The sequence below is a fragment of the Paenibacillus sp. FSL E2-8871 genome (genome assembly GCF_038000345.1).
In the GTDB taxonomy this organism is placed as follows: Bacteria; Bacillota; Bacilli; order Paenibacillales; family Paenibacillaceae; genus Paenibacillus_AQ.
The window spans coordinates 1,998,140-2,015,215 of record NZ_JBBOBV010000001.1 but is presented as its reverse complement, the minus strand read 5'-3'; the positions used below and the strand labels follow the sequence as shown (position 1 = coordinate 2,015,215).

General features: G+C 42.8%; 16 protein-coding genes. 15 read left to right on the top strand and 1 reads right to left on the bottom strand.

The annotated features are described in order from the left end of the window. The first annotated feature begins 118 nt into the window (after positions 1-118). From NYE25_RS09290 to NYE25_RS09280, 3 genes are all read left to right on the top strand, one after another. A complete protein-coding gene (locus NYE25_RS09290) occupies positions 119-532 on the top strand; it encodes a hypothetical protein (protein WP_139328534.1) in 414 nt (137 codons plus the stop codon). A 38-nt stretch (positions 533-570) separates the two neighbouring features. Beyond that, positions 571-1,080: a phosphoesterase gene (locus NYE25_RS09285; protein WP_076285407.1), complete on the top strand. Its 510-nt coding sequence runs from the start codon at positions 571-573 to the stop codon at positions 1,078-1,080. Positions 1,081-1,270: 190 nt separating this feature from the next. Continuing rightward, complete coding sequence (locus NYE25_RS09280) at positions 1,271-2,968, top strand: YifB family Mg chelatase-like AAA ATPase (protein WP_341145750.1); 1,698 nt, start codon at positions 1,271-1,273, stop codon at positions 2,966-2,968. Between the two features lie 312 nt (positions 2,969-3,280). Here NYE25_RS09280 and NYE25_RS09275 read toward each other — a convergent pair whose 3' ends face one another. Continuing rightward, on the bottom strand, positions 3,281-3,709 hold the full coding sequence (locus NYE25_RS09275; protein WP_042189459.1) for an organic hydroperoxide resistance protein: 429 nt from the start codon (positions 3,707-3,709) through the stop codon (positions 3,281-3,283). Between the two features lie 142 nt (positions 3,710-3,851). Here NYE25_RS09275 and NYE25_RS09270 point away from each other — a divergent pair, with 142 nt between their 5' ends. The 12 genes from NYE25_RS09270 to fliF all read left to right on the top strand — a co-directional run bounded on the left by NYE25_RS09270 (position 3,852) and on the right by fliF (position 17,076). Beyond that, on the top strand, positions 3,852-4,340 hold the full coding sequence (locus tag NYE25_RS09270) for a MarR family winged helix-turn-helix transcriptional regulator (RefSeq protein WP_341145749.1): 489 nt from the start codon (positions 3,852-3,854) through the stop codon (positions 4,338-4,340). Between the two features lie 351 nt (positions 4,341-4,691). After that, a complete protein-coding gene (gene sucC / locus NYE25_RS09265) occupies positions 4,692-5,852 on the top strand; it encodes an ADP-forming succinate--CoA ligase subunit beta (protein WP_042128955.1) in 1,161 nt (386 codons plus the stop codon). A gap of 62 nt (positions 5,853-5,914) precedes the next feature. After that, a complete protein-coding gene (gene sucD / locus NYE25_RS09260) occupies positions 5,915-6,844 on the top strand; it encodes a succinate--CoA ligase subunit alpha (RefSeq protein WP_341145748.1) in 930 nt (309 codons plus the stop codon). A gap of 221 nt (positions 6,845-7,065) precedes the next feature. After that, positions 7,066-8,184, top strand: coding sequence for a DNA-processing protein DprA (gene dprA / locus NYE25_RS09255; protein WP_149646146.1), 1,119 nt, complete (start codon positions 7,066-7,068; stop codon positions 8,182-8,184). A gap of 36 nt (positions 8,185-8,220) precedes the next feature. Then, positions 8,221-10,320 (top strand): type I DNA topoisomerase, encoded by a 2,100-nt coding sequence (topA, locus tag NYE25_RS09250; RefSeq protein WP_341145747.1) that lies wholly within the window; start codon positions 8,221-8,223, stop codon positions 10,318-10,320. Beyond that, positions 10,320-11,702: an FADH(2)-oxidizing methylenetetrahydrofolate--tRNA-(uracil(54)-C(5))-methyltransferase TrmFO gene (gene trmFO, locus NYE25_RS09245; protein WP_341147708.1), complete on the top strand. Its 1,383-nt coding sequence runs from the start codon at positions 10,320-10,322 to the stop codon at positions 11,700-11,702. Before topA ends, trmFO begins: the two co-directional genes overlap by 1 nt. Before the next feature lie 129 nt (positions 11,703-11,831). Further along, positions 11,832-12,374 (top strand): ATP-dependent protease subunit HslV, encoded by a 543-nt coding sequence (gene hslV, locus NYE25_RS09240; RefSeq protein WP_042189455.1) that lies wholly within the window; start codon positions 11,832-11,834, stop codon positions 12,372-12,374. A 33-nt stretch (positions 12,375-12,407) separates the two neighbouring features. Next, positions 12,408-13,808: an ATP-dependent protease ATPase subunit HslU gene (gene hslU / locus NYE25_RS09235; RefSeq protein ID WP_341145746.1), complete on the top strand. Its 1,401-nt coding sequence runs from the start codon at positions 12,408-12,410 to the stop codon at positions 13,806-13,808. 378 nt (positions 13,809-14,186) lie between these two features. Next, entirely contained in the window at positions 14,187-14,594 is a 408-nt protein-coding gene (gene flgB, locus NYE25_RS09230; protein ID WP_341053171.1) for a flagellar basal body rod protein FlgB, read from the top strand. Between the two features lie 6 nt (positions 14,595-14,600). Further along, a complete protein-coding gene (flgC, locus tag NYE25_RS09225; RefSeq protein WP_042189452.1) occupies positions 14,601-15,050 on the top strand; it encodes a flagellar basal body rod protein FlgC in 450 nt (149 codons plus the stop codon). Positions 15,051-15,142: 92 nt separating this feature from the next. Next, complete coding sequence (fliE, locus tag NYE25_RS09220; protein ID WP_042189451.1) at positions 15,143-15,454, top strand: flagellar hook-basal body complex protein FliE; 312 nt, start codon at positions 15,143-15,145, stop codon at positions 15,452-15,454. Positions 15,455-15,489: 35 nt separating this feature from the next. Next, a complete protein-coding gene (gene fliF / locus NYE25_RS09215) occupies positions 15,490-17,076 on the top strand; it encodes a flagellar basal-body MS-ring/collar protein FliF (protein WP_341053173.1) in 1,587 nt (528 codons plus the stop codon).

The following is a 17,076-nucleotide window of genomic DNA, read 5'->3' as shown; positions in this document are numbered from 1 at the left end:
CACTAGCATTCTTATGAAAAAAGTCTTTACATAGCCTCCGCACAGTGGGTCATTTCTCAAAAGAAATGGGTAAACATTAGAGTAACTTTTTAATGTCATCATGAGGAGGGCTGTTTAAGTGAAGAATAAACCTTTTGAAATGCAGGTTAGTTTTGCTTGCCAATATTGCCAGCAGAAGATTGAAGTGAAATTTACCGCAGAGCCAGTATCCGTTGTCTGTTGTGCAAATTGCAATAAGAACTTCACGGTTATGCGGCCCACTATAGCTGAGGAAATATTAATCGATTGGAAAAATGAGGCGCTATTTCAAAAAATCCGTGCTGATAAATCACAAAACAGCAATAGCAGTCTCTTAGCGCTTGTTATAAAAGTCATAGAGCTTCTTACATGGCGTGATAAAGGAAATGGACAGGTGGAAGCGATTAAAGAGATGCGTGGCTGGCTCATTGAGAATGAAGAGACTCCCCCTCTAGCTGAACTGATCCAGAGCGATAATAAAAAACGATCACATAAGCGGCGTGACTGGAGATAATCATACAAACTATGATCAAAAAAGAAAGAAGGGTGAACATGGCTAACGTTTTTTTTACATCCGACCATCATTTTGGACATAAGTTGATTATTGATTTTGAATCCAGACCCTTTATAGATGTGGGGCAAATGAATGAAGCCATGATTGAGAGTTGGAATTCGGTAGTAAATCCGGATGATAAAGTGTTTCATTTGGGAGACTTTTCGTTTCTTAATAAGGAAGCGACACGTGCTATTGTGGAGAGGTTACATGGCTATAAGATTCTAATTCTCGGCAATCATGATCGGGGACGCGGTCGGGATTGGTGGCTTGAAGCAGGCTTTGACGAGGTTAGTGAATATCCGCTGATTTATAAGGATTTCTTTTTTCTCTCTCATGAGCCTATGTATATGAATAAACATATGCCTTACGTAAATGTGCATGGTCATATTCACGGCCAAAAATATGAAGGGAAGAATTATTTTAACATTTGTGTAGAGCATTGGAACTATAAACCGTTGACTTTTGAACAGATTAGGGACTCTGTCATAGTGAGCGAAGAAGGTTAATGTGGGTCTATGTGATTATTTATGCGTATTTATGCAATATGATGTTTATTAATAATTCTTGATTACGCAAAGATTCCCTATATATAATGAGATATAATAGCAAATTTATTACCGGAAAATAAGGAAGCACCTTTTTTCTTGAAGATGTGACACCCAAACAGGGGTGTATTTCAGGAGATGAGGTGTTTTTATGTATGGAAAAATGCATAGTGCATGTCTGTATGGAATTGAAGGGGTAATGATAGGTGTAGAAATTGATCTTGCGAATGGATTGCCACAGACGAATATCATTGGTCTGCCTGATTCTGCGATTCGTGAGGCAGTAGAACGAGTAAGAGCCGCTATTAAGAACTGTGGTTATCGGTATCCCCAGCAGCGCATTACGATAAATCTTGCACCAGCCGACTTACGCAAAGAAGGCTCTGCTTTTGACCTTGCGATTGCCCTGGGGATACTGATAACTAGTGGTCAACTGATAATGCCCTCAGCCAATGAGGTGCTTTTTATTGGAGAGCTTGCGCTTGACGGTAGTCTGCGTCCAGTATCAGGTGTTCTACCAATGGTGGAAGCTGCGCGCAAAAATGGATTTAAGGCTGTACTGCTTCCTGAAGGGAATGCTGCTGAGGCAGCTTTGATCAGTGGTATAAATATATACGCAATCGATCATTTGTGCGCATTACCGAACCCGGAAGAATCACTGTCCAATTCAGCAAAAGGTGAAGACGAACAGAACCAAAGGAATGGGGGAGTTTCCGAAGATATGCCTTCTTTATCATCTCTTCCTTTTCCTGTAACTGTGACCAAGGGGATAGATGCTAATGACCGACCTCCGGTTCTTGTCCTTTCTTTGAAACATCTTAAATATACCCCAGTTTACGGTACTTCTGAGGACTCCTCATTTGGAATGAACGAGATGATGGATGATTACAGTGATGTGCTAGGGCAACAACATGTAAAAAGAGCCCTAACCATTGCGGCAGCGGGTATGCATAATATATTGCTCATCGGTCCACCCGGTACAGGGAAGACGATGCTGATTAAACGCCTTCCAAGCATCCTTCCGAAATTGTCTGAGAGTGAGGCACTAGAGGTAACCAAAATATTTAGCGCAGCAGGAACTTTAAAAGATGCCCACAACGGCTTACTGCGTAGTCGTCCTATTCGCTCTCCGCATCATACCATATCGTCCGCAGGCCTTATTGGGGGTGGAGGCATTCCAAAGCCGGGAGAAGTTAGTCTTGCGCATCGAGGGATTCTCTTTTTAGATGAGTTGCCGGAATTCTCTCGGAATGTACTTGAAGTGTTACGCCAGCCGCTCGAAGACGGGGTTGTTACCATAAGTCGTGCTCGAGCTTCTTTTACCTATCCTGCAAAATTCATGCTGGCCGCATCGATGAATCCCTGTAGCTGCGGTTATTTTGGGAGTAATCTTCCTCAACAACATTGTACATGCAGCCCCGCTAGGATTGCTCAATATCGCGCAAAGATATCAGGACCCTTATTGGATCGTATTGATTTACAGGTGGATGTTCCTCGCCCGAAGGAATGGGATCGTCAGGGGCATGTTCTATCTTCGGCTGAGATGTATGCAGAGGTTATGGCGGCACAGACGATACAAGCTAAACGGTTTAAGCGCTTGCCTATTTCTTGGAATAGTGAACTTTCCGGCGCTTCCCTTCGGAGATATGCAAGTCTTAGTCGTGAAGGTGCCCAATTGCTGTATGATATTCTGGAAAATTTAGGTTTAAGCATGCGAGCGCATGATCGAATTATTAAGCTATCCCGTACAATTGCTGATCTGGAAGGCGCACCGGATATTACTTCCGCGCATCTTGCGGAGGCTGTGCAGTACCGTAATTTAGACCGGCAGGCGATGACAGAAGAATAAATTAAATAGAGCAGCGATTCCCGTTATTGGCGAATTGCTGCTCTGTTTTTGGGTTATTGATTTCACTCCGCAAAATTGTTAACGTCTCTGGAATCTTATGGACACGAAAGACGTTATATGGATATTTTTAGCTTTTGGAGCGTGCTTTCGGACTCCAGAGACACTATTTTTTTAAAAACGGCCCAAATATAGTTTTTTTTATCAATAGCGTCGATGGGGCCCATTAATATTCCAAAAGTGGACAAGTATTGAATTTAAAATCATCTGTATCCGTTAGGGCTTCGTGTGAGAAAATAATTCTCTATAGTTCCTTTACAGCACATTCAATTCTACAGCGATATTGCCGCGGGTTGCGCGGGAGTATGGACAAGCGCCATGAGCAGCCTCTACTAAAGAGGTTGCGGTTTCTCTGTCAACGCCTTTAACTAGCACATCAAGCTTAACCGCTATGCCAAAACCTCCATCTTCAACTTTACCAAAGCTGACTGTAGCCGTTACTTCGCTACCTTCAATTTTCACTTTTCCGAGTCGGGCAACCATGTTCAGTGCACTATCGAAACAAGCGGAATAACCAGCTGCAAATAATTGTTCAGGATTTGTACCTTCGCCACCGGCACCTCCCATTTCGCGTGGTGTGCTGATTGTAAGATTGAGCTTAGGGCTTTCTGATTCGATAAAACCGTTTCTTCCTCCTACGGCTTTAACAGTGGTTTCATACATTTTTTGCTGGATCGTCATCATTGTGTATCTCTCCAATTCCTAATTAGTTTGTGTACAATCTAATTTATCACAATTAACTATAATGTCAAATTATTTTTTCCTATTAACATGATGTTATGAGTGAATTATGATAAAATAAGGGTATAAGGCAGGTGATTAAGATATGAAAATGAATGAAGAAGATATGCAAAAGATGACGACTACACCTGAGCTGCTGATTGAGAATCAACTCTGTTTTACGATTTATGCTTGCTCTCGTGAGATCACAAAGCTGTATCAACCTTATTTGGATAAGATCGGTTTAACATACTCGCAATATCTGGTAATGCTTGTGTTATGGGAACGGCAGCAATGTACGGTTAAAGAAATTGGTGAGGCGCTATTTTTGGATTCGGGTACGCTGACACCTCTTTTAAAACGCCTACAAGCTGCAGGGTTGATCGTGCGTGAACGTTCGACACAAGATGAGCGAAAAGTTCTGATTTCACTAACGGAACAGGGCTGGGCACTTCAAAGCAACGCGGCTTGTATTCCCAGGAAAATGATGGAAGAAACGACTATGTCCGGCGATGAGACTGTAGAGCTGCTTGAGCAGTTCAAAAGCTTGTTAAATCGTGTTCATGAGGCGAACACTCAAGATAGTAAAAAGTAAGTATAATCAGGAGTCTGTGCGATCGTTCGCATTCCGGCATGAAATCAAGCGAAAAAATGTGTACAAATCATGAATATATTTAAGGAAAGCGTTTTAAAAACATGTTACACTATTCTGGGTTCCTTTATATGGCATATAGGTAAGTATAAGCTTAGTCTTATAGATTTACTCAATGTCTCTCACAGAAATAAGGCCATTCTTTTACGAGTGGTAGAGCAGTTTCTGTTGGTTCCGGAATAGTGCTGCATGTTTAGCATCAGCCTATCCCTAACCCCGCGGCAATCAAAACGGAAGGCGAGATGACAACAGGCTGCCTGTTAAGTCACCACGCTACTTTAGGAGGCTACCGCTATGAATATCCACGAGTATCAGGGAAAAGAAGTGCTTAAGAAGTACGGTGTGGCCGTACCGAATGGAAAAGTAGCTTATACAGTGGAGGAAGCGGTAGAAGCCGCAGAGTCACTGAGTACACCGGTTGTTGTAGTTAAAGCTCAGATTCATGCAGGTGGACGAGGTAAAGCTGGAGGTGTAAAGGTTGCTAAGAATATCGATGAAGTGCGTACTTACGCAACCGAAATTCTCGGTAAGACTTTAGTTACTCACCAGACTGGTCCGGAGGGTAAGGTAGTAAAACGGCTGCTCATTGAAGAGGGCTGTCAAATTGTTAAAGAGTATTACATCGGTATCGTTGTTGATAGAGGAACTGGCCGAGTGGTTATGATGGCATCTGAAGAAGGTGGCACAGAGATTGAAGAGGTTGCAGCTACACATCCGGAGAAGATTTTCAAAGAAATCATTGATCCGGCAGTGGGTTTGCAGACTTTCCAAGCTCGTAAATTAGCTTACAGCATCTCTATTCCTAATGAACTGGTAGGCAAGACTGTTAAATTCATGCAAGCGCTATATCTAGCTTTTGTGGATAAAGATTGCTCTATTGCCGAAATTAACCCATTGGTAGTTACTGCGGATGGGAATGTGATGGCTCTAGATGCTAAATTGAATTTTGACCCCAATGCCTTGTTCCGCCACAAAGATATTCAAGAGCTTCGGGATCTAGATGAAGAAGATTTGAAAGAAATCGAAGCCTCTAAGTATGACCTGAGCTATATTGCACTTGATGGCAATATTGGTTGTATGGTGAACGGTGCAGGCCTAGCGATGGCAACGATGGATATAATTAAATATTACGGAGGCGAACCCGCCAACTTCCTTGATGTAGGGGGCGGTGCAACTACCGAGAAAGTTACAGAAGCCTTTAAAATCATTCTATCGGATGAAAAGGTAAATGGAATTTTCGTTAATATTTTCGGCGGTATTATGCGCTGTGACGTTATTGCTAACGGTGTTGTTGAAGCGGCAAGTCAATTGGGATTGACTAAACCGCTTGTTGTACGTCTTGAAGGAACAAATGTTGGATTGGGTAAGCAAATCTTGGCAGGATCGGGACTTAACATTGTAGCTGCTGATTCTATGGCGGACGGTGCCCGTAAGATTGTATCTCTTGTGCAATAATGGCTCGGAAGTTGAAGCCAGTTATCGTATTTGACAATATAAGTAGGGATGTGACTTAAGGCATGAGCATTCTTGTAGATAAAAATACGAAAGTTATCACGCAAGGTATTACGGGAGCAACTGGCTTGTTCCATACTAAGGGTGCGCTTGATTATGGAACTCAGATGGTTGGAGGAGTAACGCCGGGTAAAGGTGGAACGACAGTTAATATCACCCTTGAAAATGGCAGTGAAGTTAGTCTTCCGGTATTTGATACAGTCGCAACTGCTAAGGCAGCTACTGGTGCAACTGCTAGTGTGATTTATGTACCGCCAGCATTCGCAGCAGACTCCATCATGGAGGCTGTAGATGCAGAGCTGGATTTGGTTATCTGTATTACCGAAGGTATTCCTGTGCTTGATATGGTAAAAGTCTCACGTTATATGGAAGGTCGTTCTACAGTGTTGATCGGTCCAAACTGTCCGGGTGTTATTACTCCTGGAGAGTGTAAGATTGGAATCATGCCTGGCTATATTCATATGCCTGGTTATGTAGGAGTGGTCTCGCGTAGCGGAACGCTAACCTATGAGGCGGTTCATCAGCTGACCACGCGTGGAATTGGGCAATCTTCGGCTGTAGGTATTGGCGGAGACCCGGTTAAAGGCTCTGAGTTTATTGATATTTTGAAGCTGTTTAATGAAGATCCGGGTACGAAGGCAGTTATTATGATCGGAGAGATCGGTGGAACTGCAGAGGAAGAAGCAGCAGAGTGGATTCGTGAACACATGACCAAGCCAGTTGTAGGCTTCATTGGAGGAGCAACTGCACCTCCAGGCAAGCGTATGGGGCATGCTGGTGCTATCATTTCTGGAGGGAAAGGTACAGCTAGCGAAAAAATTGCCGTACTGGAAGCTTGCGGAATAAAGGTAGCCCCTACACCTGCTGAAATGGGTTCGACACTCGTAAGTGTGCTTGAAGAGCGCGGTATTCTCAATGCTTTTACATCGCACTAATTAGTGTAGTTAAGACAGAGAAATCACTCCACGTAGTGAGGTTATTTCGTGTATAATTAATTAAAGAGGTAAGCAACCTTTTGTTCCTATTTAGGGATGAAAGGTTGCTTTTTTTATTTTAAATAGAAATTAATTGAATTTAAGGAAATACTTTCGTTTTCAAGAGGTGTAACACAAAATAGGGAAGGCTAGGCCTTCCATGTTAAGGGGCGAAAAATGATATGGAAGAACGGGAACTACTATTCGGCTTTAATGAAGTGGAAGGCATTGGCTGGAAAACTATCGACAAAATTCGCAGAGCTGGGCTTTTGTCAGAAAAAGCATTTTCTTGTAGCTCAGAAGACTGGGAACAGGTTGGATTGAGCGAGAAAGTGTCGATTCAACTTGCTTCAATATATACGTTGGAGTGGATAGCAAACCGCCGCTTACTAATGGAAGAAAGTGCTGTGAGCATGGTTACGATTTTTGATGCAGACTATCCCCATTTATTGAAGGAGACGGCTCAGCCACCATGGATTCTTTATTATCGTGGGCGTTTGGATCTGTTATCGACACCCAGTGTAGCGATGGTCGGTACTCGTGTGCCAACAGCTTATGGACGAAAGGTAGGGGAGATTCTCACAAAAGAGCTTAGTGAAGCAGGTCTAACAGTGGTTAGCGGATTAGCTAGGGGGATTGATAGCGTTTGTCATGAAGCTGCGCTAAGAAGCGGTGGGGGCACAATAGCGGTAGTGGCTACAGGACTTGATCGGGTCTACCCGCCTGAGAATAAGGAGCTTGAACGATTGATCTCCCGTGATGGGTTAGTGCTAACAGAGTATCCCCTTGGAACCAAAAGTCATCCAGGGTTATTTCCGCAGCGCAATCGAATTATTGCTGGCCTCACATACGGGACAGTGGTCGTAGAGGCGGATAGTAGAAGTGGATCACTCATTACTGCAGATGCTGCCTTGGAGGCAGGACGGGATGTTTTTGCTGTCCCTGGACCTATTACGTCTCCAAAAAGTAGAGGTGCTCTTGATCTGATTAAACAGGGGGCAAAGCTGGTAACCGGTGCACTAGATATTTTAGAAGAATACACTTCTTTTCTCCCGACAAACCTCTCAAAAACGGGTGAAAGCGGTCCCTCTAAACAGGTAGCTGACGATTTGTTAATTGAAAAGAAATTGACAAATGAGGAGTTACACCTATACCATATACTGCATCAAGGCCCCTTTATTTTGGACGATCTGCTTGTGAGGACAGGATGGGATTTTGGACATTTGCATTCAGTTCTGTTATCTTTAATCATAAAAAAAGCGGTAGCACAATTACCAGGAGCTATTTATAAGGTAATTTAATATAGAGGTACGAGTGTTAACGAGGAGGAAGAGTCTATGGCAGATGCATTGGTTATTGTCGAATCGCCCGCGAAAGCGAAGACAATTGGCAAATATCTAGGTAGTAAGTATATTGTAAAGGCATCTATGGGACACATCAGAGATCTACCGAAGAGTCAAATTGGTGTTGAGGTGGAGAATGATTTCAATCCCAAATATATTACGATTCGTGGTAAAGGTTCTATATTGAAGGAATTGAAAGACGCTAGTAAAAAAGTGAAAAAAGTCTATCTCGCAGCTGACCCCGATCGCGAAGGAGAAGCGATTGCTTGGCACTTGGCACATGCCCTGGATTTAGATAATACACAGGAATGCCGAGTTGTATTTAATGAGATCACCAAACAAGCGGTGAAGGATGCTTTTAAGACGCCACGCAAGATTAACATGGATCTTGTGAATGCACAGCAGGCAAGACGTATACTGGATCGGCTAGTAGGTTACAAGATTAGCCCTCTATTATGGAAGAAAGTCAAAAAAGGGTTATCTGCTGGACGTGTTCAATCTGTAGCTGTAAAGATCATAATGGATCGTGAGAATGAAATCTCCGCTTTTGTACCTACTGAATATTGGAGTATTACAGCTAAACTTGGGATTCGAGATTCTGTCTTTGAAGCTAAGTTTCATAAGCTGAATGGTGTGAAGAAGGAACTTAATCAGGAAAGCGATGTTCAAGAGGTCCTTGAGGCAATCAAGAACGCAGCTTTTAAGGTAAGTAATGTGAAGGAGAAGGAAAGACAACGGCATCCTTCGGCTCCTTTTACAACAAGTTCCCTTCAACAGGAAGCAGCTCGTAAGCTTGGATTCCGTGCAGCTAAGACAATGTCTGTTGCCCAGCAATTATACGAAGGTGTAGAACTAGGCAAAGAGGGAACCGTAGGTTTGATCACCTATATGCGTACGGACTCGACACGTTTATCTGTCACTGCACAGGATGAAGCTAAAGAGCTGATTACTGCTAAGTATGGTGAAAAGTTCTTACCTGAAGCCCCTCGCCAGTATTCAAAGAAAGCGGCTGGAGCGCAAGAAGCGCATGAAGCGATCCGACCAACTTCAGCACTTCGTGAACCGGAAATGGTCAAAGAGTTCTTAAGCCGGGATCAATTCCGTCTTTACAAGCTGGTGTGGGAGCGGTTCGTATCCAGTCAAATGGCTTCGGCTCTTCTTGATACACTCTCGGTTGATATAGAAGCAGGTACAGCCACATTCAGAGCGGTGGGTTCGAAGGTTTCATTCCCAGGGTTCATGAAGGTTTACGTGGAAGGTAACGATGATGGAACTACAGATGAAGATAAGTATTTACCGCCTCTTGAAGCGGGAGATGCTTTAAATAAGCAAGAGATCGAGCCGAAGCAGCATTTTACACAGCCACCACCGCGATATACAGAAGCAAGGCTTGTAAAGACACTTGAGGAATTAGGGATAGGACGCCCAAGTACGTATGCACCAACGCTTGAAACGATTCAGAAGCGTGGTTATGTAGCGATTGAAGAGAAAAAATTTATGCCTACAGAGCTTGGAGAACTTGTCATCGAGCAGATGGAACAATTTTTCCCAGAAATATTGAACGTAGAGTTTACGGCTAATATGGAAGGCGATCTTGACCATGTGGAAGAAGGCTCAGAAGATTGGGTGAAGGTTCTTGCTGAATTTTACGAGTCTTTCGAGAAGCGCTTAGTGTTTGCCGAAGAAGAAATGAAAGAAATTGAGATTGAAGATGAAGTCTCTGATGAGATCTGCGAGAAATGTGGTAAACCACTTGTATATAAATTAGGACGCTTTGGGAAGTTCCTAGCATGTTCTGGCTTTCCAGATTGCCGAAATACGAAGCCGATTATCAAAGATATTGGTGTAATTTGCCCTAAATGTAATGAAGGAAAAGTTGTAGAGCGTCGTAGCAAAAAAGGGCGTGTCTTCTATGGCTGCGATCAATATCCTGGGTGTGATTTCGTCTCTTGGGATAGACCATCCACTAAACCATGTCCATCTTGCGGGGCTTGGATGATTGAGAAACGCAATAAGCAAGGCACCAAACTGCAATGTACGTCTTGTGACCATACAGAGGCAGTTTTAGACAACGAAGAAGAGTTAGCAGAATAATAGTCTCTACAGGAGGAAATAAGACAGTGACAGATACAGCAAAGGTAACAGTAATTGGAGCAGGTCTCGCAGGAAGTGAAGCGGCCTGGCAAATAGCCTCTCAAGGCGTACCGGTAAGATTGTATGAAATGAGACCAGTGGTGAAGACGCCAGCACACCACACCAATCAATTCGCAGAACTAGTGTGCAGCAACTCCTTGCGTGCAAATGGTTTAGGCAATGCGGTGGGTGTATTAAAGGAAGAAATGCGACGTTTAAACTCTCTTGTATTAGGTGCGGCTGATCGCCACGCTGTACCTGCTGGCGGTGCACTTGCCGTGGATCGGGATGGTTTCTCGGGAGAAATTACGAGTACATTGCATAATCATCCGCTCGTGGAAGTCATAAATGAAGAACTTACGCATATACCGGAGGAAGGGATTGTTGTTATTGCAACGGGTCCACTAACTTCCCCTGCATTATCTGCTGAAATTAAGGGTCTATTAGGTGAAGAGTATTTCTATTTTTATGATGCTGCAGCACCGATTGTTGAGAAGGACACTATTGATATGAATAAAGTGTATCTGGCTTCCCGTTATGACAAAGGGGAAGCAGCATATCTGAACTGTCCTATGACTGAAGAAGAGTTTGACGTGTTTTATGACGCGTTGATTTCTGCAGAGACGGCGGCACTCAAGGATTTTGAGAAAGAGATATACTTTGAGGGCTGTATGCCTATCGAAATCATGATGAAGCGCGGTAAGCAAACTGCATTGTTTGGTCCAATGAAGCCTGTTGGGCTTATCAATCCGCACACAGGTAAGCTACCTTACGCGGTAGTGCAGCTTCGTCAGGATAACGCTGCTGGAACGCTTTACAATCTGGTGGGCTTTCAAACGCACTTGAAATGGGGCGAACAGAAGCGGGTATTCTCGCTGATTCCAGGCCTTGAGAACGCTGAATACGTTCGGTATGGGGTAATGCACAGAAATACCTTTATTAATTCTCCTAAACTCTTGCATCCTACTTATCAAATGAAGGGTAAAGAAAGGCTGTACTTTGCTGGACAGATGACTGGCGTGGAAGGTTATGTGGAATCTGCAGCTTCGGGTCTGATTGCCGGCATTAACGCTGCTAGAGCCGCACTTGGTCAAGAAGGACTGATCTTCCCACAAGACACGGTGCTTGGTAGTATGCCTGCTTATATCACTTCCGCTGATCCGGAGCATTTTCAGCCTATGAATGCCAATTTTGGTCTTCTGCCGAAGGTGGAGAAGAAAATCCGTAATAAGAAAGAAAAGAATGAAATGTTAGCGCATCGTGCACTAGACAGTCTTGCCGAGTACGCCAATCGTACGGGCCTTGCTTATAAAGAGCCGGAGGCTATCGATAACCAAGAATAAGCGTCTTCGGCTTCCTTATAAGGTTGATAAGCGTTAGCGTTTAAGCGAGAAATATAAGGATAATGTATAACGTGAAACGTATACTTCTTATTTTTGAACAAAGCCCATCTTAAGGAGGTAACTACAATCATGGTACCCAGCTTTCATGCGACTACAATTTGTGCTGTAAGACATAACGGACAGGCAGCTATAGCAGGTGATGGTCAGGTTACATTCGGAGAGAGTGTAATTATGAAGACGACGGCCAGAAAAGTTCGTCGCTTATACAGAGGACAAGTAATAGCAGGGTTTGCAGGATCTGTGGCCGATGCTATCACTTTGTTCGAAAAATTCGAAGGCAAGTTGGAGGAGCATCATGGAAACCTGCAACGGGCAGCCGTAGAATTGGCGAAAGACTGGCGTCAAGATCGTATTCTTCGAAAACTTGAGGCATTGATGATTGTGATGGACAAGGAAGGAATGCTCTTGATCTCCGGAAATGGTGAAATTATCGAGCCAGATGATGATGTACTCGCTATTGGTTCCGGTGGTAACTTTGCACTTGCTTCCGGTCGCGCGCTCAAACGTCATGCTCCAAATCTTGCTGCTGCGGATATCGCTCGTGAAGCTCTTCAGATTGCATCAGAAATATGTGTGTATACTAACTCCAATATTATTGTTGAGCAATTATAGGCTCAGTGCCATAGAGACAAGGAGGAATTCACGATGGTGAATCAATCGCTAACACCCCGTCAAATCGTAGCTGAATTAGATAAATATATTGTAGGTCAGAAACAAGCTAAGAAATCGGTAGCTGTTGCCCTTCGTAATCGTTATCGGCGCAGTCTGCTGGCTGAGGAACTGCGTGATGAAGTTGTTCCTAAGAACATCTTGATGATCGGACCTACAGGTGTAGGGAAAACTGAGATTGCTCGGCGTCTAGCTAAGCTCGTTAATGCTCCGTTTATCAAAGTGGAGGCAACCAAATTCACTGAGGTGGGTTATGTAGGGCGAGATGTGGAGTCTATGGTGCGTGATTTAGTTGAGACCTCTATTCGTATGGTGAAGCTAGAGCGTACGGAAAAGGTGAAGGACCGTGCAGAAGAACTGGCTAATGAGCGGATTGTCTCTATTTTAGTGCCTTCGTCTTCAAAAAATAAATCTCAGAAGAATCCTTTTGAGATGATTTTTGGCGGGAACTCTTCACAAGAGGATTCTAAAGAAGATTCCGAACCAGATGGAAGCTTAAGCGAACGCCGTCGCGGGGTTAGATTTAAGCTGCTAGCTGGTCAATTGGAAGAAGATATCATTGAAATAGATGTTGAGGATACAGCGCCATCTATGCTGGATATGTTTGCAGGGCAAGGGAACGACCAGATGGGGATGAATATACAAGAAATGTTTGGTAGCTTGCTTCCGAAGCGGACGAAGAAGCGCAAGCTTCCTATCCGTGAGGCTCGTAAAGTGCTAATTCAGGATGAAGCAACCAAACTGATTGATATGGATGATGTCATTCAGGAATCTGTGACACGCGCTGAACAATCGGGTATTATTTTTATCGATGAGATTGATAAGGTTGCAAGTCAAGGTAAGGGTTCGGGCCCTGATGTATCACGTGAAGGTGTGCAAAGAGATATCCTTCCAATTGTAGAGGGTTCTACAATCATGACAAAATACGGTCCTGTGAAGACGGACTACGTGCTCTTCATGGCTGCCGGGGCATTTCATGTTGCTAAACCTTCTGATCTAATTCCAGAGCTTCAGGGGCGTTTTCCGATTCGCGTAGAACTAAGCAGTCTGACACTGGAGGATTTTGTTTCCATCTTAACAGAGCCAGAGAACGCTTTGACGAAACAATATGTTAATTTGTTAAAAACCGAGGACATTGAAGTGGAGTTCCAGAAAGATGCTATTTATGAAATTGCCAAAATAGCTGCTTCAGTGAATCAAAATATGGAGAACATAGGTGCTCGGCGTCTTCATACGATTTTGGAGAAGTTATTGGAGGATCTTTCTTTTGAAGCACCTGAGCTGACGCTGGACACTATGGTTATTACACCAGAGTATGTGCGTGAGAAATTGGCAAGTATTGCACAGGATCGTGATCTAAGTCAGTATATTCTTTAATGCAACAAATCTTATATATTTGAATTTGGGCATAACGAATTAGAAAATTACAATTCGGTGTCAATAAAAGGTAAATAAATGTAAAAACATGCAATTAAAAAGAAAATTCTGAGTTAAAAAAGGAATAAAATAGCAATAAAGTGTCAAAAGCCCTGTCTTTTCTAAAAAGATAGGGCTTATTTCTTATTGTAATAATATACAAATTAAATGAAAATCAATGTATGCAAAAATACTAATAAGTTATACTTTGCGACAAGGTTCGACGTGAAAATGGATAATTAGAGGATTTTTATACTTTTTTTGTCGAAATCAAGCAGGTTTTTTAAGAGAAGTTGTGGAATTTAATTCATTATGATAGCTTTGAAAGGAGGAATTATCTTGGGATTGCTGAATAGTGTCAGTTTTCAACGATTGCAGGGAGGCATTGATGCTGCCTACAAACGACAAAATGTTCTAGCGAATAATGTGGCTAACGAAGATACGCCAAATTTCAAACGTTCTGATGTTTCATTCGAAAGTTTCCTTCAGCAACAAGAAAGTGGAATAAAATCTACACTTAACGCGAAGGTAACGGACTCCCGACATTTTCAATTTGGTACCAATAGAATTGTACCAGCAGCTGTCGTTAGTACGGATGAAACTACCTCGATGAATAATAACGACAACAATGTGGATGTAGAACGAGAAATGGCGTTAAGTGCTGAGAACCAACTCAGGTATAGTTCTTATGTCGAGCAGATCAACAGTCAAATTTCGATGATGCGAGCTGTAATTCAAGGAGGATAAGATTGCATGAACTTTGGAAGTAGTTTTGGGATAAGTGCATCAGCATTAACAGCTCAACGATTGCGGATGGACGTGATTTCCTCCAACGTGGCCAATGCGGAAACTACAAGAGCATCGGTGGTTGATGGCAAAGCCGTTCCTTACCGTCGAAAGCTTGTTGTTATGGAAGCTACCGAAAGCAATAAGTTCTCGAATATACTAAATTCGAAATTGAACGGTAGTAGTAGTGAAGGTGTAAAGGTGCAGTCCATTATAGAAGATACTTCACCGTTAAAGCCAGTTTACAACCCAAGCCATCCTGATGCGGATGCCGAAGGTTATGTCTATATGCCAAACGTAGATATTACCAAAGAAATGGTAGATATGTTATCTGCATCACGTTCTTATGAAGCCAATGTCACGATGCTGAATGCATCTAAAGCTATGGTAAGTAAAGCACTCGAAATTGGGCGCTAAACGTAATTAACACAAGGAACGCTTCCAAAGTGAGTTTTGTACGAAGTGAATCTAGGAAGCATATGCTTACAAAACTTTTAGGAGGGAAACAGTTGATACAGAATATCACTAATGGGGTTCAAGCTGTACAGCAGCTTGCCATGAAACCAACATCTACCGAAGTTTCATCCACTCCTGCTAATGCCATGGAGAGCTTTGGTTCTTATCTTGAGAATGCACTCACTAAAGTAGCAGATCAGGAACAACAAGCGAAGGATATGAGTAATAAATTTGTATTGGGAGAAGTGAACATAGACGAGGTGATGATTTCTTCCCAACAGGCTTTACTGAGTTTGCAGTTGACTACACAAGTCCGGAACAAAGTGATAGAAGCCTATCAAGAAATTATGAGAACTCAAATTTAATTAATTCCTAGCTTAGTTCCGGATGGGGTGACACTGTGAATGAAAGATTTGCCCAATATCGGGAGAAGGTGACCCTGTATTGGAACAGATTTAGTGGTAAACAGAAGATTTTATTCTTTTCTACATTGTTTATCATTCTAATAATAATCGTAGTATTAACCATGCAGCTTTCAAAGACAGAATATGAAGTAGCGTTTCAAGATTTGGACAGCACAGATTCAGCTGGAGTAATGAACTACTTGGATACAGCAGGTGTTTCATACCGATTAAGCCAAGATGGAAAGAGCATCTCCGTGCCAAGCACAGAAGCGGCTCGAATAAAGGTGGATATCGGTTCTCAGGGGATTGTTCAGGGGGGTTCTATCGGTTATAAGGTCTTTAATGAAAATTCGTCAATGATAGGGACGACAGATAGTGAGTTTAATGTGAAGTATAATAATGCATTAAACGGTGAAGTAGAACAGTTAATGAGACGTATGCAAGGAATTAAGGATGCTAAAGTGCTGATTAATCTGCCTAAAGAAACAGTTTTTGCTTCCCAGGCTGACCAAGAGCAAGCGTCTGCATCCGTTGTGCTTTCATTTAATCCGGGATTCAGACCCACTCAAGATAATATTGATGGGTACTTTAACCTTGTAAAGACGGCTGTTCCAAATCTACCAGTCGATAACATTACGATTGCTAATAATGAAGTCGAGTTAATGCCTACGGCCAAAGGTGGACAAGCTGGAGTTTCCAGCCAAGTCGAAGAGAACTTCGCTCTTCAGAAGAAATTCGAAGAAGAAGTAAAGAAAGATGTGAAACAATTCCTTAGCACTCTTACGGGTCCAGATAAAGTTGATGTTCTTGTATTTTCGAAGCTGAACTTTGACAAGGAAAACCGGAAGGAAAATCTCGTAACCCCTGTGGATACAGAGAGCATGAAGGGGATTGAGATCAGTTCACAAATCATTAGTAATTCGTATTCGGGTCAAGGAAATACAACTGGCGGAGTGGCAGGCACTGGTTCACAAGATGTAGCGGGCTATCCTTCACAAGCCGGTACGGATACTTCTACTTCGGAAGAATCTTCTGAAACGAGGAACTATGAAGTAAACCGAATTACAAAGGATGTTATCGCAAGTCCCTTTACTGTTAAAGATTTAACCATAAATGTTGCAGTTGAACCACCTACAGGACAAAATACTTTGGACGCTGCTACATCAGCAGCAATTCAAAATATTTTGGTAAATATTGTTCGTGCTTCGCTCGCAGATTCAGGTACTACATATACAGACGCTGATTTAACCAAAAAGGTTTCGGTGTATTCTCAACAATTTGGCGGAACCGCTGCTAATACAACACCAGGTGGTCTTGCTACATGGATGTTATGGGCTATCGGAGCAGCTGCATTGCTGGTTGGAGCAGGTGGAGGATATCTAATCTATCGGAGTCGTAAGAAGACTGTGGAAGAGGAAGATGAAGACATTCCATTGCAGGTTCCTACCGAATTTCCATCTATTAATTTGGAAAGTGTGACGAATGACAGTCAAGTTCGTAAGCAATTGGAAAGTTTGGCCAAGAAAAAGCCAGACGAATTCGTAAATCTGCTGCGTACATGGCTTGCAGACGAACAGAGGTGA